Below are 26,881 nucleotides of genomic sequence, written 5' to 3'. Positions count from 1 at the left end.
CCAGCCCGTCCGCCCTGGCAAACGAAGCGTAGGCATTTTTACCTAATCTGAGAAGAAAATAAGTGATGTACAAGAGCTGTGAATGTAAGTGTTGCCGTTAACAACATTCTTCTCAGTTTCGTATTACACCTGGTCAAAGCGCTGAAAACAAGCGTTGTCGGCACCGTGCAGGTTCCTCAAGGAAATAGGGGTTGACTAAGAGTTAGCCCCTGCTAACCTAGCCCCCCATTAGATTTGCCGCCGTCGTCAATATCTGCAGCTAAGGGGCACGTGCCATGTCTCGCTACCGTCAGAGTCGTTTCAAGAGTCGTCGCAGCAGCCGGGCGTTGGGCTCCGGAACCGCAGTGAGCGCGTTTCTCGCGTTTGGGTTGGGGCCGCTGGCCGCGGCGCCTACCGCGCACGCGGATATCGAAGACGTGTGGGTGGACCTGTTCGGTCAGGACCTGGGTACGGCCGTCGCGGACCTCAGCGCCAACTGGGGTGATCAGGCCGCCTGGGGCGTCGTTTTGGACTCCGCCAGCTGGGACGGGGTCTTCGATTCCTGGAGCGATACCGCCACCTGGGATGCAGTGCTGGCCGACCTGAACCTCAGCGGTATCGGAGCGGCCGACTTCAGCTGGCCGGGTTCCGCGGAAGCATCCTTCAACTGGGGCGAGATCAACTGGTTCATGCCGTTCGGTAACGGCGCCGATGGAACGGCCGCCAACCCCGACGGCGGCGCCGGCGGTTGGATCTACGGCAGCGGCGGCGCGGGATGGGACGCCGACGGATCGGGCGGCGTCTACGACGGCGGTGCGGGCGGTCAGGGTGGCCTGTTCGGCGGCAACGGTGGTCACGGCGGCGACGGCTATGACACCGGTGCCGGTGGTGACGGTGGTGCCGCCGGCCTGTTCGCGTGGCTGAGCCACGGCGGCGACGGTGGTGACGGTGGCAGCGCGGTCACCGCCGGTGGCGACGGTGGTGCCGGGGGCGCCGGTGGGGACGCCGCGCTGTGGGCGTTGTGGAGCACGGCCGGTGCCGGCGGTACCGGTGGTGACGGGGCGGTCGGCGCAGCAGGACTGGCTGGTGTGCTGGCCGGCGCCGATGGTGGCGCGGGCCAGAACGGTGGTGCCGGCGGCAATGGTGGTGCCGGCGGCCGCGGCTCGAATTGGTTCGGTGATGGCGGTAAGGGCGGTTCCGGTGGTACCGGTGCCGCCGGTGGTATCGGTGGCCACGGCGCCGACGGCGAGGACGGCACCGCCAGCCACGTTGACGCGATCAGCGGCGGCAACGGTGGTGTCGGCGGTAACGGTGGTGCCGCCGGTAAGGCCGGCTCGGGTGGTGCCGGTGGCTGGTTCGCCGACTCGGGTGCTGCGGGCATCGGGGGTGAAGAGGGCGTCGGGGCGATCGGCGGCAACGGCGGTGTCGGTGGCGACGGCGCTGACGGTGCCGACGGCGCCGACGGCAACGCCGCGCATGTTGATGGGTTCGCCGGCCAAACCGGTGGCGCCGGTGGCAACGCGGGCCAGGGCGGTGTCGGTGGCCAAGGCGCCGGTGGGCAGGCCGCCAGCGGTTCCGGCGGTACGGCCGGTAGCGGCGGCAAGGGCGGCAACGGTGGAGCGGGTTACGCCGGAGCCGACGGCAGCGCGTCGTCGCATGACGGCGAGGCCGGCGGTAACGGTGGCGCGGGTGGCAACGGTGGCCAGGGCGGTCTCGAGACCGATGGCGTCACGCGCGCCGCTGAAGGCGGCGGTGGCAACGGTGGTGACGGCGCCCAGGGTGGTCGCGGTTATGACGCGCTCGCCGACGGTGCGGCGGCGGGCACCTCGGGTGGCCACGGCGGTGCGGGCGGCAATGGTGGTGTCGGGGGAACCGGCGCCACCACCGGTACGCATGGTGCCGGCGGCGTCGGCGGAGACGGTGGTTCCGGTACCGACGGCGGCGACGGTGCGGCGGGTGTCACGGGCACGGCATCGACCATGAACGGCAGCGCGGGCGGCAACGGCGGCAATGGTGGTAACGCCGGTGTCGGTGGCGCGGGCGGCGATTCCGGGGGTGGCAACCACGCCGCGTCGGGCACCCACGGCTCGGCCGGCAAGGGCGGCGACGGCGGTGTCGGTGGCGACGGCTACAACGCGGTCTCGGACCCCGGCGCGCTCGCGGGCACCGCCGGTGGCAACGGCGGTGCCGGCGGTAACGCGGGCCTCGGCGGTCTGGAGGCCGACGGATCACGCGCGACCTCCGGCGCCGCCGCGATCGGCGGCAACGGAGGCGACGGCAAGGACGGCGCCGACGGGGTCGATGGAAACGCCAACCACATCGACGGCACGGCCGGTCAAGCCGGTGGCCGTGGTGGCAACGGCGGGCAGGGCGGTCTGGAGGCCGACGGCGCGACCCGGGCTGCGGATGGTGTCGGCGGCGACGGTGGCGCCGGCGGCAAGGGCGGCACCGGGTGGGACGCGGTAGCCGCGGGGGCGGCCCCGGGCAGCGACGGCGGTGCCGGCGGTGCCGGCGGTAACGGCGGCACCGGAGGAACCGGCTCGGCCGCCGGGCTGCACGGTATCGGGGGTGTCGGCGGCAACGGTGGTTCGGGAACCGATGGCGCCCATGGCGCGATCGGTACGGCCGGTAGTGCGCTTGACCCCGACGGTGGTGCCGGCGGCAATGGTGGCAACGGTGGTAACGCGGGTGCCGGTGGCGCCGGTGGTGACTCCGGTGGTGGCAACCATGCCGCGTCGGGCACCAACGGCACCGCCGGTAAGGGCGGCAACGGTGGTGTCGGTGGCGCCGGGTATGACGCGGCGTCCGATGGTGCCGCTGCCGCGGGTACCTCCGGTGGCAATGGTGGTGCCGGCGGTAACGCCGGGCAGGGTGGTCAGCTGGTCGGTGGTGGTCGGGCCGCCGATGGCACCGCCGGTGTCGGCGGTAATGGTGGCTCGGGTAAGGCGGGCGCCGCCGGCACTGCGGGTGACGCGGTCAACGTCGACGGCACGGCCGGCACCTCCGGCGGTAACGGTGGAAACGGCGGCCAGGGTGGCCTGCAGGCCGATGGCAGTCATGCGGCGTCGGGCAAGGGCGGCAATGGTGGTGCCGGCGGTGCCGGTGGCGCCGGTTATGACGCGGTCAGTGCTGGTGCGGCGGAGGGCACGTCCGGCGGTGATGGTGGCGTAGGCGGCAACGGTGGTGTTGCCGGCACGGGTTCGACGGCCGGTACCCACGGCGCCGGCGGTGTCGGTGGCAAGGGCGGTTCGGGAACCGATGGCGCCCATGGCGCGATCGGTACGGCCGGTAGCGCGCTTGACCCCGACGGTGGTGCCGGCGGCAATGGTGGCAACGGCGGTAATGCCGGTGCCGGTGGCGCGGGCGGTGTCTCGGGTGGTGGCACCCAGGCCGCGTCGGGCGCCAACGGTGTGGCCGGTAAGGGCGGCAACGGTGGTGTCGGTGGCGCCGGGTATGACGCGGCGTCCGATGGTGCCGCTGCCGCCGGTACCTCCGGTGGCAATGGTGGTGCCGGCGGTAACGCCGGGCAGGGTGGCCAGCTGGTCGGTGGTGGCCGGGCCGCCGATGGCACCGCCGGTGTCGGCGGTAATGGTGGCTCGGGTAAGGCGGGCGCCGCCGGCACTGCGGGTGACGCGGTCAACGTCGACGGCACGGCCGGCACCTCCGGCGGTAACGGTGGAAACGGCGGTCAAGGTGGCCTGCAGACCGATGGCAGTCATGCGGCGTCGGGCAAGGGCGGAAATGGTGGCGCCGGCGGTGCCGGTGGCGCCGGTTATGACGCGGTCAGTGCTGGTGCGGCGGCCGGTACGTCCGGCGGCAGCGGCGGGGTAGGCGGCAACGGTGGTGTTGCCGGCACGGGTTCGACGGCCGGCACGCATGGCGCCGGCGGCATCGGCGGTAAGGGTGGTTCGGGCACCGATGGCGCCAACGGCGCGGTCGGCACGGCCGGTAATGCGCTTAGTCCCGACGGTGGTGTCGGCGGCAATGGCGGCAATGGTGGTAACGCCGGTGCTGGTGGCGCCGGTGGTGTCTCCGGTGGCGGTGTTCAGGCCGCCAGCGGCGGCAACGGTGTGGCCGGTAAGGGTGGCAACGGCGGTGTCGGTGGCGCCGGGTATGACGCGGCGTCCGATGGTGCTGCTGCGGCAGGTACCTCCGGTGGCAATGGCGGCGTCGGTGGTAACGCCGGGCAGGGCGGCCAGCAGGTCGGTGGCGGTCGGGCCGCCGATGGCGCGGCTGGTGTCGGTGGCGCCGGTGGCGATGGCAAGGACGGTGTGGCCGGTACTGCGGGTGACGCGGTCAATGTTGACGGCACGGCCGGTACTTCCGGCGGTAACGGTGGCAACGGTGGGCAGGGTGGTCTGCAGGCCGATGGTGTCACCCATGCGGCGTCGGGTGTGGGCGGCGATGGTGGTGCCGGTGGTGTTGGTGGCGCCGGGTATGACGCGGTCAGCGCTGGTGCGGCGGCGGGCACTTCCGGTGGCAGTGGCGGGGTAGGTGGCAACGGTGGTGTTGCCGGTACGGGTTCGACGGCCGGCACGCATGGCGCCGGAGGTGTCGGTGGCAAGGGCGGTTCGGGCACCGATGGCGCCAATGGCGCGGTCGGTACGGCCGGTAATGCGCTTAGTCCCGACGGTGGTGTCGGCGGCAATGGCGGCGACGGTGGTAACGCCGGTGCTGGTGGCGCCGGTGGTGTCTCCGGTGGCGGCACCCAGGCCGCATCGGGCGGCAACGGCAGCGCCGGTAAGGGTGGCAATGGTGGTGTCGGTGGCGCCGGGTATGACGCCGCTTCTGACGGCGGCGCTGCCGCGGGCACGTCCGGTGGCGATGGTGGTCTCGGTGGTAACGCCGGGCAGGGTGGCCAGCTGGTCGGTGGTGGTCGGGCCGCCGATGGCACCGCCGGTGTCGGCGGTAACGGTGGTTCCGGTAAGGCGGGCGCCGCCGGCACCGCGGGCACCGCAGGCAGCGTCGACGGTACGGCCGGTACTTCCGGTGGTAACGGTGGTAACGGTGGGCAGGGTGGTCTGCAGGCCGATGGTGTCACCCATGCGGCGTCGGGTGTGGGCGGCGACGGTGGTGCCGGTGGTGTTGGTGGCGCCGGGTATGACGCGGTCAGCGCTGGTGCGGCGGCGGGAACTTCCGGTGGCAGTGGCGGGGTAGGTGGCAACGGTGGTGTTGCCGGTACCGGTTCGACGGCCGGCACGCATGGCGCCGGCGGCATCGGCGGTAAGGGTGGTTCGGGCACCGATGGCGCCAATGGCGCGGTCGGTACGGCCGGTAATGCGCTTAGCCCCGACGGTGGTGTCGGTGGCAATGGTGGCGACGGTGGCAATGCCGGTGCTGGTGGCGCCGGTGGTGTCTCCGGTGGCGGCACCCAGGCCGCGTCGGGCGGCAACGGCAGCGCCGGTAAGGGTGGCAATGGTGGTGTCGGTGGCGCCGGGTATGACGCCGCTTCTGACGGCGGCGCTGCCGCGGGCACGTCCGGTGGCGATGGTGGTCTCGGTGGTAACGCCGGGCAGGGCGGCCAGCTGGTCGGTGGCGGGCATGCCGCGGACGGCGCGGCCGGTGTCGGCGGTAATGGTGGAGCCGGCAAGGACGGTGCTGCGGGTACCGCGGGTGACGCGGTCAACGTCGACGGCACGGCCGGCGGTAACGGTGGCGCCGGCGGAAACGGCGGCCAGGGCGGCCTACAAACCGATGGTGTCACCCGGGCCGCGGAGGGCGATGGCGGCAGCGGTGGTGCCGGTGGCGTCGGTGGTCAGGGCTTCAACGGTCTGACAGGAGTCGACGGCGATCCCAACGGCGGCCACGGTGGCGTCGGTGGCGCCGGCGGAACCGGTGGCGCGGGCGGAACCGGCAACGTCGGTGGTACCGGAGGCCACGGCGGTGCCGGTGGTTCTGGCGGTAACGGCGGCGAAGGCTTCACCGCCATCGGCGGAGGCGACTCCGGCGGCCATGGCGGCAACGCCGGAGCGGGTGGCGCCGGCGGCGAGGGCGGCACGGGGGGTGACGGCAGCCTCGTCAACGGCAATGGTGGCGTCGGAGGTGACGGCGGCAATGCCGGAACGGCCGGCACCGGCGGTGATGGCGCCGGCGGCGGTGGCGGCGACGTCGCCGGAGCTGGCGGTAACGGTGGCAACGGCGCCGCCGGTGGCGCGGTCGGCGGCGGCGGTACCGCCGGCACTGGTGCGGGAACGGCGGGGGTCGACGGTGCGGCCGGTGCGACGTCCGGCGTGACCAGCGACGGCGGCAACGGCGGCAAGGGTGGCGACGGCGATGGTGTCGGCAGCGATGGGCTGCTCGGCCAAGCCGGTGGTACCGGCGGCACCGGTGGTCTCGGTGGTGCGGCTGTCGATGGCGGAGCGGCCGGAAAGGGCGGTGACGGCGGTGCCGGCGGTACCGGTGTCGGCATCGGTGCTGGCGCGATCGGCGGCACCGGTGGCCTCGGCGGTAGCGGCGCCCTGAGCGCCGGCGCGGATGCCGGCTTCGGCGGTGCCGGCGGTGGTGGCGGCGGCGGTGCCTATGTGGGTGGCACCAACGGCGGCACTGCTACCGGTACTGCGACCGGTGGTAAGGGCGGCGACGGGGGCGCCGGCAGCACGACCGCGGCCGGCGGCCACGGCGGAACCGGCGGAGGTGCGACCATCCACGCCGACGGCCCGGGCAGCACCATCACCGACGGCACTGTCGACGGTGGCAATGGCGGCAATGGTGGTCAGGGCGGTGTTGTCGGCGAGGACGGTGCCAGCAACTCGCTGATCGCTGCCGACGGCGGCTCCATCGAAAACACCACGGTGTCCAGCGGGCTAGACAGCGCCAACGCCCTTGGCGGCGGCGCCTCGCTACTGGTCAGCAACGGTGGCAGTGTCGCCGGCAGCACGGTGACCGGCGGCGCCGCCGGCGACGGCTTCGACGGCGGCGCGGCGGCCATCATTGTCGACGGCCTTGGCAGCACGGTCACCGACACCACGGTGACCGGCGGCAATGCCGGCTCCGGCGGTGCCGGTGGTGCGGCATCGGTGAGCGTCACCGACGGCGGCACGGTGGACGGCAGCTCGGCCAGCGGTGGCAACGCCAGCGACACCGCGGCCGGTGGTGCGGCCAGCCTGTCGGCTACCGGGGCGGGCAGCATTGTCTCGAACAGCTCCGCGACTGGCGGCGATGCTGGGGCTGGTGACGGCAACGGCGGGGTCGGCGGCCAGGGTGGCAGCGCCAACGTTGAAGCCAACTCGGGTGGCAGCGTTGATAACGCCATCGTCACCGGAGGTGTCGGTGGTGCCGGCAGCGCCGGTGGAACGGGTGGTGCCGGTGGTGGCGGGTATGCGAGCGCTGAGCAGGGCGGCCTCGTCCACGACGCGACGATCACTGGCGCTAGTGGCGGCACCGGTAGCGATGGCGGCGTTGGCGGTGCCGGCGGCGCCGGGGCGGTCTATGCCGGCCTGGAAGGCTCCGGGACCGGCGGTGACGCGTCCGGCACGGCGACCGGTGGGGTCGGTGGCAGTGCCACGGGTGTCGGCAGTGTCGGCGGCGCCGGGGGCCTCGGTGGTATCCAGGCGGCCTGGAGTGACGGACAACCCGGTGGTTTGGGCGGAAACGGCGGCACCGCGTCCGGCAATGCGACCGGCGGTGCCGGTGGCAATGCGACCGGTGGCGGCACCGGTGGCCTCGGCCGAAATGGCGCGATCATGGCTGGCGGTGCCGGTTCAGAAGCCTCGGGCATTGCGGTCGGTGGTTCCGGTGGTGACGGCCTCGACGGCGGTACGGGTGGCAACGGCATCGGTGGTCAGGTGTCGGCACTGGCTGACGGTGCCAAGGCCGACGGCGAAGCCTACGGTGGCAGCGGTGGCAGCGGTGTCGGTGTTGGTGGTAAGGGCGGCGACGGTGGGCTGGGCTGGGTCCGGTCGGTAGGCGAGAACTCCACGGTCACCGGTGCCCAGTCGCACGGTGGCAATGGCGGTACGGGCAGTGACGGGCTGACCGGCGGCAATGGTGGCCAGTCCTACGTGCAGGCCAACTCGGACAACAGCACCAGCACCGACGGTTCGGCGGCCGGTGGGCGAGGTGGCGACAGTGCTGATGGCGTCAACGGCGCCAACGGCGGCCGCGCGACGAACTTCGTCGGGGCGGAAGGCTCCAACCCGGGCACTGGCAATGACCACGTCACCGACAGTCACGTCACCGGCGGCAACGGTGCTGCTGGGAGTGCTGGCGGAGCCGCCGGCATCAGGGCCAGCAACGGCAGCACGATCGAATCGAGCTCGGCGACGGGCGGCAATGCCTCGGCCGGTGCTGGCGGCGGCGCTGCGTCGGTCACTGCGGACGATGGCAGCACTATCACCAACAGCCACGTGACGGGCGGCAACGGTGGTGGCGAGGGCGGCGGCAGTGGCTTCGCTCGCGGCTTCGGCATCCTCGCTGTCGATGGCACGGATGGTGTCGGCGGTGCGGCAAGTGTGAGCGCCACCAACGGCGGCGTGGTGAACGATGCCACTGCAGTCGGCGGTAACGGCGGCATCGGTACCGATGGCGGTGTCGGCGGCGCCGGTGGTGCAGCCACCGTGAGGGCCGACGACGGCGGCGAGGTGACCGTCGGTCACGCCATCGGTGGTAACGGTGGCGTGGGTAACGCCGGTGGCACGGGTGGTGTTGGTGGTGCGGCGAGCGTCGGGGCGTACGGCAGCCAGACCACCACTGAGGGCACGGCGCAGGGAGGCGACGGCGGCACGGGTGAGAACGGCGGTACGGCGGGCGCGGGCGGTGCAGCCTCCGTCGACGCCGGTATCAATGATGCTGGCCAGATTGTCGGTAGCGATGAGCACACCTCGGGTAACGCCACCGGCGGCGTTGGTGGCCTAGCGGACGGCGCTGGTAGCACCGGCGGTACGGGTGGTGTGGCGATCGTTCGTGCTCCCGATGGCACGGTGGGTATTGCTGGTGATCCGGATCAGGTCCAGGCCATCGGCGGTGCTGGTGGTGTGGGTACCACGGGTGGTCACGGCGGTAATGGCGGTGCCGGTTTCGCCTTTGTCGGCAACGGCGGCACGGTCGGTAACGCGGGCGTGGCCACGGTGGCCCAGGGTGGCGCCGGCGGTGCCGGTGTCGACGGCGGGACCGGTGGTAACGGCAGCTACGCGCAGGTGACGGCTGGCCAGGACGGAACGGCGTTCGGTTCGTCTACTGCCGGTGCCGGTGGCACGGGAACGGGCGCGGGCAGTTTGGGCGGTAACGGTGGCAGCGCCAACATCCAAGGGGCTTACGCCAGCGGCGGCCTAGGCGGTGCGGGCGGTACCGCGCAGGGTGTGGCGACCGGTGGTGCCGGTGGTGACGCGGTCGGTGTCGGTAAGGGCGGCGCCGGCAATACCGGCAGCATCGTCGCCGGTGGCGTTGGTGCGCAGGGCAGTGGTAGCGCTCATGGCGGCAATGGCGGTGACGGTCTTGATGGCGGCACCGGCGGTCGGGGCTTTACCGGCCAGGTCGGTGCGCTCAATGAGGGCGCCACGGCTAATGGCACGGTGACCGCAGGTGATGGTGGTGACGGCACCGGTGTCGGCGCCGTGGGTGGTCAGGGTGGTTACACCTATGTGCAGGCTCTCGGAAAGGACTCCTCTGTTACCGGTGTGACCGCCACCGGTGGTGACGGTGGTGCCGGGGTTCCTGGGGCGAATGGCCGGGTGGCTTCTGACACGGTGATCATCGCCAGGGGTGAGGGTGACACCATCACCAACAGCCAGGTCACTGGAGGCAATAGCGCCGGTACCCAGCAGAGTCCCGGGGCGCGGATCGACGTCAACGGCGGCCACGTCGCCGACAGCTCCGTGACGGCCGGGCAGAGCACCGACACCACCCTCGGCGGTTCGGGCAGCCTGACCGTCACCGGCGGCGGCACTGTCACCGACACCCACATCACCGGTGGTAACGCCGGTACCGGCACCGGCAAGGGTGGCGGTGCCACCGTCACGGTCACCGGCGGCACTGTCAACGGTCTCGAGGTTGATGGCGGCAACGGCGGTGTGAACGGCGCTGGTGGTTCGGCCACGGCGACCGTCTCATCGGGCAGCTCCGTTTCGAACAGTTCTGTCACCGGTGGTGACGGCGGTACTGGCGGAAGCGGATTGGGCGGCAACGCGTCGCTGGTGGCCACTGATGGCAGCAACGTCTCCGACAGTCATGTAACCGGTGGTGCGGGCTCCGACACCGCGGCGGGCGGCGCGGCCAACATCATGGCCGGCGGAACGTTGCCGACGCTGGCAACGCCTGCTGTCGGTGTCGACCGGCTCGGTGGCGACGTCACCAACGTCACCGTGACGGGCGGTGACGCTGGCTTCGGTGACGACCTCGGCGGTAAGGGCGGCGCCGGCGGGTACGCGTCGGTGGCCTCGCAATTGGACGGCAGCGTCCACGACGCGCAGGCTATCGGCGGCAACGGCGGTGACGGGTACGACGGCGGCAAGGGCGGCGCCGGCGGTTACTCGGAGCTGTGGACCATTTACCAGGAGAACGCGCACACTTCGCATGCCGGCGGTGACGTCACGGGCAAGGCCCTGGCGGGCGTCGGCGGCGACGGAACCGGCGGCGGCAGTGTGGGTGGTCTGGGCGGTTCGGCCCGTATCGCTACCGGCTCGTACTACGTAGACGGTGGTTCGGCGGCCGGCACCATCTACGGCGGTTCAGGTGGTAACGCCACCGCTGATGCTTTCGGGCACGGTGGTACCGGTGGAAATGCCTCGGGTGGGCGGATTTACGCCGCCGGAGACGGTGCCACTGTGGACGCGAACACTGTTGTCACCGGCGGTAACGGTGGTGACGGTGTCGATGGCGGCAAGGGCGGTAGCTACACCTTCTACGCGCAGGTGGCCGCCTTCGGTGAAGACGCGCACGCCGGCGGCCAAGCAACCAACGGCAACGGTGGCGACGGTGTTGGCTACGGCAGCACCGGAGGTATCGGCGGTGACGCGCAGATCCGTGCCGACATGCAAAACGGCGGCGGCGGCAGTGTCACCGGCGAAGCCCAAGGCGGCGACGGCGGCACCGGCACCACCCTGGGCGGCACCGGTCACACCGGTGGTGCCGGCGGAACCGGCCGGATCAGCGCGGGCGGGTATGGCGGCGTCATCGCGAACGGGTCGGCAACCGGTGGTAACGGCGGCGACAGTGCCGGCGGTCTCAACGGCGGCGCTGGTGGCGAGGGCCGGATCGGGCACGCCAGCAACGGACCCGACGCGGCCGACGCCGGCATCAACGTCACCGACAGCAGTGCTGCCGGCGGCAACGGCGCCGCCGGTGCCGCGGGCGGCAACGGCCTGGTGCAAGCGACCAACGGTGGTGCGATCTCCGGCGGGCACGCTATCGCCACCGACGCCGCGACCGGCATTGCCGGAGGCGACGCGTCAGTCACCGCTGACGGCCTGAACAGCACCATCACCGACAGCACCGCCCGCGGTGGAGACGTCGGTGTGGGTGACGCCAACGGTGGCACGGGCGGTGCCGCCGGTGCGGCCAGCGTGAGTGCCACAGCGGGTGGCGCGGTTACGCAGGGCTCGGCTCTCGGCGGCAACGGCGGGGCCGGTAGCGACGGTGGCGCGGCCGGTGCTGGAGGAATGGGCAGGGTCACCGCCGCTGGCGCCAACAGCACCGCCAGCGGCGATGCCACCGGCGGCCAGGGCGGCAACGCCATCGGCGTCGGCAGCACCGGTGGACGCGGCTCGGATGCCGATGTCTGGGCCAATGACGGCGGCAACGTTTTCGGTGCCGCTGCCACGGGTGGCAACGGTGGTACCGGAACCGACGGTGGTGCCGGTGGTGCCGGCGGTTACTCCGGCATCACCGCCGGGGTCGAGGGCGGCACCGGCGGCAGCGCTTCGGGTGATGGCCAGGGTGGCGCCGGTGGTGACGCCGACGGTGCCGGCAGTGTCGGCGGCAACGGCGGCAGCGGCAACATCCAGGGTGGCTTTGTCCGAACCGGCTTCGGCGGCAACGACGGGTCGGCCAGCGGAACCGCGACCGGTGGCGACGGCGGGGTCGGATACGACGGCGGCACGGGCGGCAACGGCGGAACCGGCAGCGTGGTCGCCGGCGGCACTGGCGCCGTGGCCACCGGTGACGCTCAGGGCGGCAACGGCGGGGCCGGATACGACGGTGGAAAGGGCGGTAACGGCTTCAGCGGTCAGGTGGCCGCTGCCAACGAAGGAGCGCATGCCGACGGCACCGCCATCGCCGGGGACGGTGGTAGTGGCACGGGTGTCGGCGTCACGGGTGGTCAAGGTGGCTACACCTATGTCCAGGCTCTCGGCAAGGACTCGGTCGTCTCCGGTGCCACCGCGACCGGTGGTGACGGAAGCGCCGGTGCTGACGGGATCAACGGCAAGGTGGCGTCCGACACCGTCATCGTGGCCAGAGGCGAGGGCGACTCCATCACCAACAGCTCCGCGACCGGCGGCAACAGTGCCGGGACCCTGCAGGGCCCCGGCGCGCGGATCTCGACCAACGGTGGGTCCGTCGCCGACAGTTCCGTGACGGCGGGCGAGAGCTCTGACCGTGCGCTCGGCGGCGCGGGCAGCCTGACGGTGACCGGCGGCGGCAGCGTTTCCGACACCCACCTCAACGGCGGTGCCGCCGGTGCGGGCGCCGGTGCCACCGGCGGTAGCGCCACTGTGACCGTCGGGGAGAACAGCACTGTTGAGAACAGCAGTGTCACTGGTGGTGACGGTGGTGCCGGCGGAACCGACAGCGGCGTCGGCGGCAAGGGCGGTTCCGCCAGTATCACGGCGGCCACGGGCGGAAGTGTCGACGGCGGCCACGCCACCGGCGGTTCCGGCGGTAGCGGAGGCGACAACCTCGACGGTGGTACCGGCGGTAAGGGTGCGGCGGGTGGCAGCGCCACCGTCAGCGTCGGCAACGGTGGCAGCGGGAGTGGTACGGCCACCGGCGGTGCGGGCGGCAGCGGCGGTACCGGCAACACCGGCGGCAACGGTGGCAACGGTGGTGCGGGCGGTAACGCCACCATCACCGCACCCAACGGTGGCGCCGCCAGCGGTGCGGCCGCCGGTGGGACCGGGGAGGACGGCAGCGACGCCACCGCCGTCGCGCCTGGCGGCAACGGCGGCAAGGGCGCTGACGACACCATCACCGGGTAGTACGACCAACAGCAGTGACCCCGCTACGGTGCCGCCACCGTAGCGGGGTCACTGGTGATAGCGGCAGCCGTGGCGGTCAGCGCCGGATTTTCGTCGACGCAGATCACTGCGCTGGGCGAGGGTGCCCAAGCCACCGACAACACCGTGGCCGGGGGAACCGGCGGTGTCGGTATCGACGGCGGCCAGGCGGCCAAGGCGGCAAAGCCGGATACGTCCACGTCGGTGCGACCGGCCCGGGCGGGCCGAATAACCCCGCCAGTGCCGGTTCGTACACCAACGGCGAGCTCCAGGCCGGCAACGGTGGCACCGGCACCGGCGCCGGTAACACGGGCGGTAATGGTCAGTCCAACGAGAAGATCAACGGCGCTGGTCAGAGCAGCGATGGGGTGCAGTGGACCGGCAACAACGGTGCGAACAAACCGTAAGCCCCACACACCTAGTCCCCGCGGCCCGGTCGTTCGACCGGGCCGCGGTGGCGTTCGGAGACTTTCAGCCGGGCTGCGTGCCTTAATTATTGCTGAGATTTACTAGCCGCCGGACAGGGGGTGGGGGCCCCTTCGGGGGCGCCCGATCGAGGGTCGCCGCTTGGCGTTAGGCGAAAACTGAGCAGCTGAAAGCCGGTAATTAGCGTATCAAAGTCCGATTAGCCCAAGTTGTGCCGGCGGTCCGGTCGCCACGGGCTCCGTTCATTTCGCTGAAGCCGATGATTAAAACCCGTCTTGACTATGAGAAGAATGCCATTAGCGTACGCACTAAGTTAGTGACCGTTAGTCAACGTCTAGTGGGGGAGATCGCCATGTCCGCTCGGCCGGGCCGTTCCAAGGGGCTTGATGCCCGGCGGATCATCGGCGCTGGTGGTGCGGTGGGCGCGTTCCCGGAATGCGGAATGGCATCGCCAGCCGTCGTGCCGCCCGCACGGGCAGATGTGATCGATGATTCCGCTCTCGACCTCGACGCGTTCGACTTTATCGATGGCGGCACATTCGACACCGTGGGCGGGTTCCACTGCGGCGCGCTTCGGCGATGCCTGGGGGGTGCTGCAGTCCGCCGTGGCTGGGCCGGACTGGTTTGCTGCCATCCACCCCGACCTGCCGCTGATCTGCCAGGCGTTGCTGGACCCGATCAACGACTTCTCGGCACAACTGCCTGGGCGGGACCTGATCGGCAATGGCCGTGTCGTCGGCAGTGCGGGCCAGGGCGGGCGGTAGCGGCGGACTGATCGGCCGGGCCGGTTCGTCTGCCAGAGAGACCTCGGGGGAGTCGGAGGGAACGGCGGTGCCGGTGGTGAGGGGTCCATCGGCACCGCCGGAGCCGACAGCGGCCCGCGCACCGGAGGCAACGGCCATGACGGTGTTAGCGGCGGTGCGTCCGGACTAGCGCGCCCGGAAGATCAGCGTCCGCTGCACCACGAAGTTGATGACGGTCGCGGTGCCCTGGGCCGCTACGAATGCCACCGGAAGTGCCCACCGCTGGTAATCCAGTAGTTGCAGGCACAGGTGATTGATCCCCACCTGGACCGCGAACGTCAGTGCATAAAGCGCCATTACCGCGATGAACCGCCCGGCGTGGGCCGACGATTGGAACGTCCATCGCCGGTTGATCAGATACGCGGTGGTGGTGCCGGCCACGAAGCTGATGGCCTTGGCTACATCGACCGGGACGCCCGCGCCCAGGTACAGCAACAGGTATAGCCCGAAATCCACGACTGCCGACAGGGCTCCGGTGACCAGAAAGCGCCACACCTGCGTCGACAGCTGAAGGGGGCGGGGTGTTATCTCGGCCACCCGGGAATCCTAATCAGCAACTGCACCCGCCAACGGGCGACAGCCGCACCAGTGAAGGTGGCTAATAGCGTCTTGCAGGACACGCGACAGGCCGTGCGACCGCTCTAGTGAACCAAGGTGTACCGGCTCGACCTGCGGAAACGTGATGGAAAACCTACACGTTTCACAGTTTTTCGCTCAGCGTGAACATATCGCCGTTTCTTGTGATCCGTTTCATATTTAGACACGTGTCCAACTAAACCCGCGACAACTTCGGGAAACTAACTGTTCACGGGCATTTCAACAAGTTTCCAGGTTCCGGATGTCAGCTCGGTTGCCTGTGTTGTGGCCCCTCTGTTACCTTAACGGCGGCTTAGCAATTTACGACCCTGTCAGCCGCCAATAGCTAATCCTCACCTGAAGGGAAAACATGTCGAACCGATCTGCCGCCAAGAGCAGGACTCGTCGTCTCAGCCGCGCTGTCGGCGCCACCAGTGCCGCAGGCGCTTTCCTTGCGTTCGGCTTGACGCCGGTCACGGCGGCGCCGGCCAGTGCTGACTTCGAGGACTTCTTCGGGGACCTGTTCAGCTGGATCGAGCCTTCGGCCGCAGACACCTCTGGGTTTGACTGGTTGGGCTTCAGCGCGTTTGACGGTGACCTGGCCGGTTCGGCGGCCGCGAGCCCGCTCGATGGCCTGAACGCGTTGGTGGCCAACACCCTGAACACGCTGATCTACCAGCCGATCTACGGCATCAACCAGTTCCTGATCGACAGTGGTCTGCGCATCGACGGTGTCTTCGACAACGGCGACAACGCCTTCGTCAGCATCAACGACGACGGCGACCTGGTCTACAACGCGGCCTCGGCGGGTGGCTTCCTGTTCGGTGACGGCGGCAGTGGTGCGTTCGTCAACGCCGACGGTGAGGTGCTCGGCGCCAATGGCGAGGTCCTGCTGGACGGCGACGACAACGTCGTCACGCTGGCGGGCATCGAGAACGGCACCTACTCGTTCGCCTCGACCGACTTCAACCTCAACGGCGGCAACGCAGGCTTCGTCGGCAACGGTGGTGACGGCGGCAGCTTCTTCGGTATCGGTGGCGACGGCGGTGCCGGTGGCTTCTTCATGGGCCACGGTGGCGTTGGTGGCCAGGGCGGTCTCGGTGACACCGGCCTGATCGGTTTTGCCGGTGGTGACGGTGGCGCCGGTGGCTTCCTGGTCGGCAACGGTGGCGCCGGCGGTATCGGTGGTACCGGTGGAACCGGTGCTGCCGGTGGTATCGGCCAGGCCGGTGGCGCGGCCGGTAACGGTGGCGCGGGCGGCAACGGTGGTGTGGCCGGCCTGTTCGGTAACTCCGGTGCTGGTGGCACCGGTGGCGTCGGTGGCGTCGGTGGCGCCGGTGGCGCGGGTGCTGCGGGCGCGGACACCGAGGACGGCAACGGTGGCGACGCCGCGGTCGGTGGTGTCGGCGGTAACGGTGGTGTCGGCGGTAACGGTGGCGCCGGTGGCTTCTTCGGTGTCCACACCCCGGGTGCTGCGGGCAACGGTGGCGACGCCGGTGTCGGTGGTGCCGGTGGCAACGGTGGCGCTGGTGTGACCGGTGCGGACGGCAGCTTTGCCGACAACGGCTCCGGCGACGGTGCTGCGGGCGGTAACGGCGGCAACGGTGCCCTCGGTGGCGCGGGTGGCGTCGGTGGCGCAGCCGGCCAGGGCTCCGTCCCGGGTGTGGCTGGCGCGAACGCCGACGGTGGCGTCGGCGGTAACGGCGGCGTCGGCGGCGACGGTGGCACCGGTGCCAACGGCCTCGAGGCAAACGGCCCGGGCGTCGACGGTATGGCCGGCGGCAACGGCGGCAACGCCGGTAACGGCGGCGCTGCTGCTGCCGGTGGTGCAGCCGGTGGCGAGGGCGCCAACAACGGTGCGGCCGGTGTCGACGCCGACGGCGGTAACGGTGGTAACGGTGGTAACGCATCTGCCGGCACCAACGGTGTGGAAGGCGTCAACGGCTCGACCGCGGCGGGCGGCGGCGTCCTTGACCCGGCGATCCCGGGCACCAGCGGTGGCAACGGCGCGGCCGGTGGCCAGGGTGGTGCCGGTGGCGCCGGTGGCGGCCAGAACGGTAACGGCGGTAACGGCGGTAACGGCGGCGTCGGCTCCGACGGCGGTAACGGCGGCCACGGCAGCGTCGGGGTCCACGAGGACACCGACTCCGTGCACGGTCTGTACAACGCCCCCGGTGACGGTGGCCACGGTGGTGCCGGCGGTAACGCAGGTGCGGCAGGTGCGGGCGCGGCCAACGGCAACGACGGTGTCATCGGGACCGGCGGCAACGGTGGTAACGGTGGCGTCGGCGGTGACGTCGCGGACGTGCGGGACTTCGCCTCGGTTGAAGGCCCGGTCGGTTCCGGCACCATGGGGCCGCAGGGCACCGCAGGCGTCGGTGGTAACGGTGGCGCCGGTGGTTCCGGCGCGACGGCCGGTACCGGCGGCAACGGCGGCAACGGCGGCAGCGACCTGTACGCGGGTGGCACCCACGGCGGCAACGGCGGCCAGGGCGGCGCCGGCGGTGAGGGCCTGGCGAACACCGACGGCACCGGTGGTGTCGGTGGCGACGGCGGTGCCGGCGGTAACGGTGGTGCCGGCAGCAACATCCGTTGGGGCGACCCGGACTGGAACACCACCTCGGGTGACTCCTCCTCCGGTCCGCTCGACGGCGTGCACGGCGGCGCTGGTGGCGACGGTGGTGCCGGCGGTGCCGGTGAGGTCACCGGCGGCAACGGCGGCAACGGCGGTAACGGCGGCGACGTCCTCACCCCGGCGTTCGGTGACGACGGCCTCAACGGTGGCGCGGGTAACACCCCGGGTGCCGACAGCGAGGGTGGTGCCGCTGGCGCCGGTGGCGCCGCTGGTGCCGGTCCGGACGCGGCGAGCGACGGCACTGCCGGCCAGGCCGGTCAGCCGGGCGTCGTGCAGCCTCCCGTGGTTCCGGAGGGCTAATCTCGACAACGCAAAAGAAACACCCCGCACATTCGTGCGGGGTGTTTCTTTTTGTGCCTGCGGACGGTGGTACCGGATTCAAGAAAACGGTGACCGCGTAGGCGTTGCGTGGCCGCGTTTACGCGCGGCAACGGCAACTGCGGGATAGTCGAAAGACTATGTAGCAGTTGCTCTTTGGGGAGAGGTCGACGCAGGCGGCCGTCCGAAGTCTGCTACGCGACAAAGCATTCCTCGGGAGTCGCAAACGATTTCATCTCGTGTTCAGTTTTGGGTTCGAAAATTCAGTTGCATTGCAATACAATCAGTCGCCATGTGGACTGCGTCGAACGGATATTCTCGGGCCCTCGCCGGCGCTGCGACCGCTGGTGTGGTCGCGTTTGCGGCCAGCGGCATCACGCCCATTCCTGCCACGGCCTTCCCCGTGGCTCTTCCGCCGGCGGCGGTCTTGACCCCGGTCGAGCTGACGGCGCTGTCCTCCGACTCCAGCTTGATGGACATCATCGGTGCGCTGACCGGATTGAACTGGATCATCCCGATCCTGGATGACCCGGATACCCCGTGGTTCCCGATGGTGATCGGCCTTGAGGCACTCGGCGAGTTGTTCTTCGTCATCCCGTTGACGCTGCTGGTGGGTGCGCCACTGCTGGTGCTCACCGAGGGCTGGCAGGGTATCGAGGACACCATCACCTTGCTGGGCACGGCCGGCGACGCCGTAAAGGACCTGTTCGACAACATGGTGGAGTGGTACGAGACGCGCAACTGGTTCACCGGTGAGTTGCTCGATACCGGCTCCAGCGAGGCTGGCCTGTCCGGCCTGAGCGATGTATTCCACAGCGGCAGTTGGGCAGACGTGTTCACCCCGGTCGGCTTCGACGCGGTGCTCGACGCCGGTCTTCCCGACGCCGGCCTTGGCGATGTCGGTCTTCCCGACGTCGGTCTGGGTGACCTGGGCGACCTGCTTGCCTGACCCGCGGGGCCGCTAACCCCCTAAGTCTTTCGCGCCCGGTGTTGCCACGGCACGACCGGAGCTGCGGTGCGGAGCTGAAACCGCTCCGTTGGAAACGACGAATCTTCTGGGATTCCGCACGCTGATGCGGACCGATGCTAGCCGGCAGCGCTCCCCACACGTCGCCAACCAGCCCCCGTTGCAGGGCGGGTCGCCCCCAGTGGACATCTGGGCCTCCGATGGCCGTGGCACCGTGGGGCTCTCAGCTTCGTGGATCACCCGGTTTTGCTGATCTAGCTACTACCCGACCGTGGCGCGCGAGCGCGAGGATCCTGCCTTAGCCCGTGGTCGGAAGGGTGCCGCTTGCAAACAAGCATCCTTGTTGAGACTTTGCTAGCAACCCAGGTAAACCCACAGCTTTCTGGTAAATGAGGACGGGTAAACCTCGTTATCGCTCTCCCTATAATTGCACCAAAGTCCTCTCGATAAGACAGCTTTCTACGTATATCGGCAGGTAGGAGCGGTTTACGGATTCCTCAGGCTGCCATTCGACGGAATTGGTTGCCGAATTCGAAACAGATCTGTTACCTTAACGCGAGCTAAGCAATTTACGTCCCTGTCAACCGTTAAGAGCTCAACTGCCTGGGGAGAATCTCATGTCACACCGCTCTGCTACCAAGACCGCAAAAAGCCGAGTCAGCCGCGCTGTGGGGGCTGCCAGCGCAGTGGGAGCGTTCCTGGCTTTCGGCATGACGCCGCTGACGGCGGCGCCGGCCAGTGCTGATGGGCTCGACGGCCTGTTCGACGACTTGTTCAGCTGGATGGAGCCGCCCGCGGCGGACACGTCGGGACTTGAATGGCTCGGTTTCGACGCGTTGAGCGGTGACTGGGCCGGCGCCGCGGCGAGCACCGACCCGCTGCAGGCCCTCAACGAGCTGGTGGCCAACTCGATCAACATGATCATCTATCAGCCGCTGTATGACATCGGTCAGCTCTTGATCGGCAGCGGCCTGCACCTCGACGGCGTCTTCGGCAACGGCGACAACGCCTACGTGGACTTCAACGCCGACGGCGACCTGGTGTATCACGCGGCGAGCGCCGGTGGATTCCTGTTCGGTGACGGCGGCGCCGGTGGGTTCGTCGACGCCGACGGCGATGTGCTCGGCGCGAATGGCGCGGTCCTGCTCGACGCCGAGGGCAACGAGGTCACGCTGGCCGACATCGAGGACGGCACCTACAACTTCGCTGCCGGTTCGGCGTTCGACCTCGACGGCGGCAATGCCGGCATGCTCGGCAACGGCGGTGACGGTGGCAGCGGCTTCGGTCTGGGCCTGGTGGGCGGCAGCGGTGGAGCCGGCGGCTCCCTGATGGGCAACGGTGGCGACGGGGGCGCCGGTGCGTCCGGCATCGACGGCATCGGCGCGGCCGGCACCGACGGCCTGGTCGGTGGGATCGGCGGCGCCGGTGGCTTCTTCTTCGGCAACGGCGGCAACGGTGGCACGGGCGGGAACGGCGGTAACGGCGCCGCTGGGACCAACGGAAGCGTGGGTGCGGACGGTCTGAGCCCGGTCGGCGGCACCGGAGGTGACGGAGTCGACGGCGGCAACGGCGGAGACGGCACCAATGGCTTTGCCGGCGGTAACGGTGCCGTGGGCGGCAACGGTGGCGCTGCCGGTCTGTTCGGGGTTTCTGGCGCCGGTGGTAACGGCGGCCTCGGCGGCAACGGTGGAGTCGGCGGTAACGGTGGCAACGGCGGTGCCGGTGGCAACGGCGATGTGAACAACGGGCCCGAGATCGGTCCCGCGGCGCTCGTTGCCGCGAGCGACCCGGGCGGAAAGGGCGGGCTGGGCGGCAACGGCGGTAACGCCGGTTCCGGCGGCGCCGCTGGTGCCGGTGGCGCGGGCGGTAATGGCGGCGGCGGTGGCTTCTTCGGCGTGCACCCCGCGGGTGCCGCGGGCAACGGTGGTGCCGGTGGCACCGGCGGTGGTTCGGGACTGGCCGGTAACGGTGGCGCCGGTGGTAACGGTGGCGCCGGTGGTGGCACCGCTCCGGAAGTCGCCGAGGGTCAAGTTGGGACCGATGCTGTCGACGAGGTTGTCGGCGGTGGTGTTGGTGGCGCCGGTGGTGTCGGCGGCAACCTCGGTACGGTCGGTGCCGGCGGCGCGGGTGGCGCGGCCGGCACCAGCACTGGCCCCTTCGGCGGCACACCGGGTACCGCGGGTGCGGACGGCGCCGCTGGCGTGCTTCCGGACGCGGTGTCGGGCAACGGTGGTAACGGCGGCATCGGTGGTGCCGGCATCGGCGGCACGGGTGTGTCCGGTGGTGCCGGTGGCGCCGGCGGCAACGGCGGCGACCACGGCAATGGCGGTAACGGCGGCGTCGGTGGCAACGGCGACCAGGGCGCGGCCGGCTTCGACAGCACCGACGTGGCCACGGCCGGCGGCGACGGGTCCGTCGGCGGCAACGGCGGCGCTGGCGGTATCGGCGGTAACGGTGGCTCGGTGTCGGGCAACGGTGGTAACGGAGCCGCCGGTGGTATCGGCGGCACGGGCGGCAACGGTGGCAACGGTGCGGCGTCGGATGACCCGGCCGTGGCCGGTGGCGCCGGTGGCAACGCCGGCGATGGCGGCCAGGGCGGCGTAGGCGGTAACGGCGGTTCGGCCACCAACGGCAATGGCGGCAACGGCGGCAACAGCGGCAATGGTGGCAATGGCGGCGTCGGGGGCGACGGCGGCACCGGCGCCAATGCCGGCGCGAACTCCGAGACCGGCAACGGCGGCGCGGCGGGTGCCGGTGGCAACGGTGGCAACGGCGGAGCGCCGGGTGCCACGGCCGGAACCGGTGGTCAAGGCGGCGGCGACGGCCACACCGACGGCACCGACGGCAGCCTCGGTCAGATCGGCAACGGTGGTGACGGTGGTGCCGGTGGACTCGGCGGCAATGCAGCCACCGGCGAGGAGGGCAGCTTCCTCGGCAACGGTCTGAGCCCGGCCAACCCCGATGCGACCGGCGTGGGCGGCTCCGGTGGCAAGGGCGGCAGCGGCGGTACCGGTTACCAGGCCGGCAACGGTGGCTCCGGTGGCTCCGGTGGCCAGGGTGTCTATGGCGGCACTGGCGGCGTCGGTGGCACCGGCGGCGCGGTGACCAGCACCGCTGACGGCGGCAACAACACCGGCGGCAACGGCGGCGCCGGCGGTGCCGGTGGCGACGGCTCGGGCCACGGCGGCTACGGCGGCGACGGCGGCGCCGGCGCCAACGCGACCGGTGACCAGGCCGCCGGCAACGGCGGCACCGGCGGTAACGGCGGCAACACCACCGGCGAGGGCAACACCGGCGAGTTCGGGACGCTGGCCGGCGGGCACGGCGGCAATGGCGGTGCCGGCGGCACCTCCGAGGACGGCCAAGCCGGCAATGGCGGTGGCGGCGGTAACGGCGGCACCGGCGCACCCGTCGTCGGTGACCTGCCCAACGTGCAGTTGAGCACCGGCGGATCCGGCGGCACCGGTGGCGATGGTGGCGCCGCCAGCGGTGCCGGAAACGGCGGCAACGGCGGAAACGGCGGCAACGGCAACACCGGCGGCTTCACCGGTGGTCACGGTGGCGCCGGTGGTAACGGCGGCACCTCCGGCACCGGCACGGCCGGTAGCGGCGGCGACGGCGGCGCGGGCGCCAACGGCGCTGGCATCGGCGACGGCGCGACCGGCGGCAACGGCGGCAACGGAGGTAGCGGTGGGGTGGCCGACGGTCAGACCGCGGGCCAGGGCGGCGGCGGCGGCGGTGGCGGCGGTGGCGCCGTCGTCGCCGGAGTCGGTGGCGGCACCGTCACCAACAGCACCGCGACCGGCGGTAACGGCGGCGACGGCGGAGCGGGCAGCACCACCGGCGTCGGCGGCAATGGCGGCGCCGGTGGACTCGGAGCGGTCATCGCCAGCGGGCCGGGCAGCACCATCGACGACGGCCACATCGCCGGCGGTAACGGCGGTGATGGCGGCGCGAACGGGGTCAACGGCGAGAACGGCGCCGACAACACCCTGGAGGCCCTCGGCGGCGGCACGATCAGCAACGTCACGGTGACCAACGGGCAGGACTCCGATGGCTTCCTCGGCGGCTCTGCCACAGTGTCGGCGACAAACGGTGGCAGCATCACCGACAGCACCGTGACCGGTGGCGCCGCCAGCGCGACCGCCAACGGCGGCGAAGCCGGGCTGAACGCCGACGGGGCGGGCAGCTCGATCACCGGCAGCCATGCGACCGGCGGCAACGGCGGTGGGACCGACGGCAGTGCCGGCGCCGCGGGTGGCGTGGGCGGCAGTGCCGTCATCAACGCCACCGACGGCGCGGCCATCAGCGACACCAACGTCAACGGTGGTGCCGGTGGCGGTGGCGTCGACGGAGGCCAGGGCGGCAAGGGCGGCTTCGGTCAAGCCGACGCCACCGGCGCCGGCAGCACCATCACCGGGTCCGCCGCCGGTGGTACGGGCGGCGCCGGCAACAACGGCACCGGCGGTGATGGTGGTAGCGGCCAACTGATCGTCGACGGTGCCGGCGGCAGCATCGGCGGTGGCGGCAACGACGCGATCGCTCAGGGCGGCAATGGCGGAACCGGAACCGACGGCGGCGTCGGCGGCAACGGCTCCTGGGGCGAGCTGGAGTCCGGCGAGATCGGCTACGGCGCCACCGGCGGAAACTCCTTCGGCACCTCAACCGGCGGTGACGGCGGTAACGCAACCGGCGACGGGAGCCACGGCGGTAACGGCGGAAGCTCGGACATCCAGAGTTCCAAGACCACCGATGGTGGCACCTTGGGCGGTCCGGGTGGAACGGCCAGCGGCAACGCGTCCGGCGGTAATGGTGGTGACGCCACCGGTGGAGGCCAGGGCGGTGACGGCGGCAAGGCCAGCATCGCCACCGGCGGTGACCCGGACAACGTTGCGAACGGAACGGCGTCCGGCGGCAAGGGCGGCGACGGCCTTGACGGTGGTACCGGCGGCAAGGCCGGGTCGAGCCGGCTCGACGCATTCGGCAACGACGGCGCGGGCACCCCGTCCACGGCCACCAACGGCACCGCCACCGGCGGCAACGGCGGCAGCGGTACCGGGTCCGGCGCTACCGGCGGCAACGGCACCGACGGCAACATCGTCAACCAGGGCGGGACGCAGTCCGACGGCCAGACCGCAACCGGCAACAACGGGGCGAACAACCCGGTCACCCCGTAGTTCCAGACGAAAAGGCCCCGGCTCTGGCCGCCTCTGGCGGCCCAGGGTCGGGGCCTTTCCGTTCACCGCGGTGGGATCTGTTGACCCGGCTTACTCCGAGTTCCTCGATGCGGCGCCGCGGCGCCGCGATCAGCTACGCAACACTTGGCCACACGCATCACTTCAGCACCGTCGGAGGGCAATGTGGTGTTGCCGAATCGGATAGCGGCGGCGATAGCCGATCCGGCAACACCCACATGCTCCTCATTAGGTGCACAAGGGGCGAATGTGGCGCGACGATGCGCTACACCCAGTACGCGACCCGCGCCCGGTACTGGCGCAGCACCAGCGCGGCCACCGACCAGCCGACGACGGTCAGCACCAACACCACCGCCCAGTGCCGCAGCGGCTGATGCGCCCCCAGCAGCGGCAGTCGTACCAGGTCCAGGTAGTGCATCAGCGGGTTGAACTCCACCACCGCCGTCCACCGCGACGCCCCCTGGGCGCGCAGGGTGTCGTAGTTCCAGATGATCGGCGTCATCAAGAACAGCAGCTGCACCACCGAGAACAGCAGCGGGGCGATGTCGCGGTAGCGGGTGGCCAGAATTCCGAAGCACAGCGACACCCACACGCAGTTCAGTGCGATCAGGAGCAGTGCCGGGATCACTGAAAGATCTGCCCAAGACCAGGGTTTCGGGAAGATCAGTGCGATAGGTATGTAGATGACGATGTTGTGCGCGAACAGGATCATCTGCCGCCACACCAGCCGGTAGACGTGCACGCTCAACGGTGTCGGCAACTGCTTGATCAGCCCCTCGTTGGCGACAAACACATCGGCGCCCTCGAGGATGGCCGCGTTCAACAGGTTCCACACGATCAGCCCGAGCGTCACATACGGCAGGTGTACCGACAGGTCGAGGTGAAACAACTTGGAGTACAGCCCGCCCATCGCCACCGCGGTGGTGGCGGTGCCGATGGTGATCCAGAACGGACCCAGCACACTGCGCCGGTAACGCTGCTTGATGTCCTGCCAGCCCAGGTGCAGCCACAGCTCGCGGCGGCCGAATCCGTCCACCAGATCGGCCCGCGCCCGCGCGAAACTCTTGGACTCCGCGGCCACATCGGTGAAACTCATTGCTGCCCCTCGGGTTTGGCGAACTGCTCTCGACGTCCCAGCCGGCGCAGCCGGACCCACTCGATCAAGCCCGCCGGATCGCGGCGCGACACCAGGAAGAACCAGCCGAACCGCAGCCACTCCTGGACCAGCAGCCGCCGCATCCCGGGCTGGGCCATCAGGTAGCCGCGGTTGCGGTAGGTGAAATACCGCTTCGTCGCGTTGTCCGGGTACTGGGTGTGCATCCGGCCGTGCAGGATCGGCTTGAACTCCTCGGACCCGCACGGGTGCAGGTATGACGCGGTCAGGCACGTCCCGAATGGCAGGCCGGAGCGCACCAGCCGTCGGTGCACCTCTACCTCGTCGCCGCGGATGAACAGTCGCAGATCCGGCACCCCCACCGCGTCGAGCGCGTCGGCGGTGAACAGCGCCCCGTTGAACAGCGACGCGATCCCCGGCAGCAGATCCTCACCCGCTGCGCCACTGTGCAATTCACTAACCTCGCGACGCCATACCAGCCCGCGCCGCAGCGGGAACGCCAGCCGGGAAGGGTCGTCGATGTTGCACACCATCGGGGACACCTCGGCCAACTGATGCTTGGTGGCGCAGTCCAACAGTGCCGCCAGCACGCCGGCATCCGCCGGACGACCGTCGTCGTCGGCCAGCCACACCCAGTCCGCGCCGGCGGCCAGGGCGTGCAGGATCCCCAGCGCGAAACCGCCTGCACCACCAAGGTTTCGCCGCGACCCGAGGTAGGTAGAGGGGACCGGTTGCCCCGCTACCAGCTCACGCACCGTGGCGTCTCCAGACGAGAAGTCGTTGTCGACGACGATCACGTGGTCGGGTGTCCGGGTCTGGCCGGTCAGCGCCTTCAGTGATTCGGCCAGCTGCTCCGGGCGCCGGTGGGTGACGACGACAGCGTAGACAGTGTCGGTCACGCCTGATCCCTGGCCTGCGTCTCGGCAAGCACCTCGCGCACGTGCCGGGCGGCATCCGGGCCTTCGTAGGCGCCGACCACTTCCTCGATCCCACCGGTCATCCGGATGGTGCCGTGGTCGATCCACATCGCGGTCTTGCACAGTCGGGCCAAGAATTCGTTGGAGTGGCTGGCGAACACCAGGATTCCGGATCGCTCCACCAGCTTCTGGAGCCGGGTCTGGGCCTTCTTCAAGAACTCGGCGTCCACGGCGCCGATGCCCTCATCGAGCAACAGGATCTCCGGGTCGATGCTGGTGACCACGCCCATCGCCAACCGCACCCGCATACCGGTGGAGTAGGTGCGCAGCGGCATCGCCAGATAGTCGCCCAGTTCGGTGAATTCGGCGATCTCGTCGACCTTGGCGGCCATCTGCTTGCGGGTCTGGCCGAGGAACAGTCCGCGGATGATGATGTTCTCGTAGCCGGAGATCTCCGGGTCCATGCCCACGCCGAGATCGAACACCGGCGCCACCCGCCCGACTACCGTTGCCGACCCGCGCGTCGGCTCGTAGATCCCCGAAAGCAGCCGCAGCAGTGTGGATTTGCCCGCACCGTTGTGCCCGACCAAGCCGACCCGGTCGCCCAACGACAGTGACATGGTGATGTCACGCAGCGCCTCGACCACCACCACGTTGGAGTTGTTGCGTCCGATCGCCCCGCCGGCCTTGCCGAGGAACGCCTTCTTCAGCGACCGCGCCTTGGCGTCGAAGATGGGGAACTCGACCCAGGCGTCGCGGGTTTCGATACGAGGATCGTTGGCAGACATGGCAATTCCGCTTGC

The 26,881-nt window shown here is 70.4% G+C and carries 10 protein-coding genes; 5 read left to right on the top strand and 5 right to left on the bottom strand.

Going from position 1 to position 26,881, the window contains the following annotated elements; translation table 11 throughout:
• Positions 1 to 275 precede the first annotated feature (275 nt).
• Positions 276 to 13,109, top strand: a complete 12,834-nt coding sequence (locus tag ACKY0W_RS20980) for a beta strand repeat-containing protein (RefSeq protein WP_409435644.1) — start codon at positions 276 to 278, stop codon at positions 13,107 to 13,109.
• Between the two features lie 23 nt (positions 13,110 to 13,132).
• Here the strand turns inward: ACKY0W_RS20980 and ACKY0W_RS20975 are convergent, their stop codons facing one another.
• Entirely contained in the window at positions 13,133 to 13,543 is a 411-nt protein-coding gene (locus tag ACKY0W_RS20975; RefSeq protein WP_409435643.1) for a hypothetical protein, read from the bottom strand.
• Positions 13,544 to 14,080: 537 nt separating this feature from the next.
• Between ACKY0W_RS20975 and ACKY0W_RS20970 the strand changes: the two genes are divergently transcribed.
• Entirely contained in the window at positions 14,081 to 14,317 is a 237-nt protein-coding gene (locus ACKY0W_RS20970) for a hypothetical protein (protein WP_409435642.1), read from the top strand.
• Between the two features lie 165 nt (positions 14,318 to 14,482).
• Here ACKY0W_RS20970 and ACKY0W_RS20965 read toward each other — a convergent pair whose 3' ends face one another.
• Positions 14,483 to 14,893 carry a GtrA family protein gene (locus ACKY0W_RS20965; protein WP_409435641.1) on the bottom strand — a complete coding sequence of 137 codons (411 nt, stop codon included), beginning with the start codon at positions 14,891 to 14,893 and terminating at the stop codon, positions 14,483 to 14,485.
• Positions 14,894 to 15,302: 409 nt separating this feature from the next.
• Here ACKY0W_RS20965 and ACKY0W_RS20960 point away from each other — a divergent pair, with 409 nt between their 5' ends.
• From ACKY0W_RS20960 to ACKY0W_RS20950, 3 genes are all read left to right on the top strand, one after another.
• Positions 15,303 to 17,867, top strand: coding sequence for a hypothetical protein (locus ACKY0W_RS20960; RefSeq protein ID WP_409435640.1), 2,565 nt, complete (start codon positions 15,303 to 15,305; stop codon positions 17,865 to 17,867).
• Between the two features lie 310 nt (positions 17,868 to 18,177).
• Positions 18,178 to 18,834, top strand: coding sequence for a hypothetical protein (locus tag ACKY0W_RS20955; RefSeq protein ID WP_409435639.1), 657 nt, complete (start codon positions 18,178 to 18,180; stop codon positions 18,832 to 18,834).
• A gap of 635 nt (positions 18,835 to 19,469) precedes the next feature.
• A complete protein-coding gene (locus tag ACKY0W_RS20950; RefSeq protein ID WP_409435638.1) occupies positions 19,470 to 24,029 on the top strand; it encodes a PE family protein in 4,560 nt (1,519 codons plus the stop codon).
• Positions 24,030 to 24,312: 283 nt separating this feature from the next.
• Here the strand turns inward: ACKY0W_RS20950 and ACKY0W_RS20945 are convergent, their stop codons facing one another.
• Genes ACKY0W_RS20945 through ACKY0W_RS20935 form a run of 3 tightly spaced genes read right to left on the bottom strand, consistent with a single transcriptional unit; the run spans position 24,313 to position 26,866 of the window.
• Entirely contained in the window at positions 24,313 to 25,143 is an 831-nt protein-coding gene (locus ACKY0W_RS20945) for an ABC transporter permease (protein ID WP_024443606.1), read from the bottom strand.
• Complete coding sequence (locus ACKY0W_RS20940) at positions 25,140 to 26,060, bottom strand: glycosyltransferase (RefSeq protein ID WP_409435637.1); 921 nt, start codon at positions 26,058 to 26,060, stop codon at positions 25,140 to 25,142. The genes ACKY0W_RS20945 and ACKY0W_RS20940 overlap by 4 nt, the downstream gene beginning before the upstream one ends.
• Entirely contained in the window at positions 26,057 to 26,866 is an 810-nt protein-coding gene (locus ACKY0W_RS20935; protein WP_409435636.1) for an ABC transporter ATP-binding protein, read from the bottom strand. Before ACKY0W_RS20935 ends, ACKY0W_RS20940 begins: the two co-directional genes overlap by 4 nt.
• Between the last annotated feature and the right edge of the window lie 15 nt (positions 26,867 to 26,881).

The sequence above is a fragment of the Mycobacterium sp. SMC-14 genome, from assembly GCF_046250075.1.
Classification (GTDB): Bacteria; Actinomycetota; Actinomycetes; order Mycobacteriales; family Mycobacteriaceae; genus Mycobacterium.
Note: the sequence above shows the minus strand (reverse complement) of the source record. Positions and strands in the feature narration are given on the sequence as shown.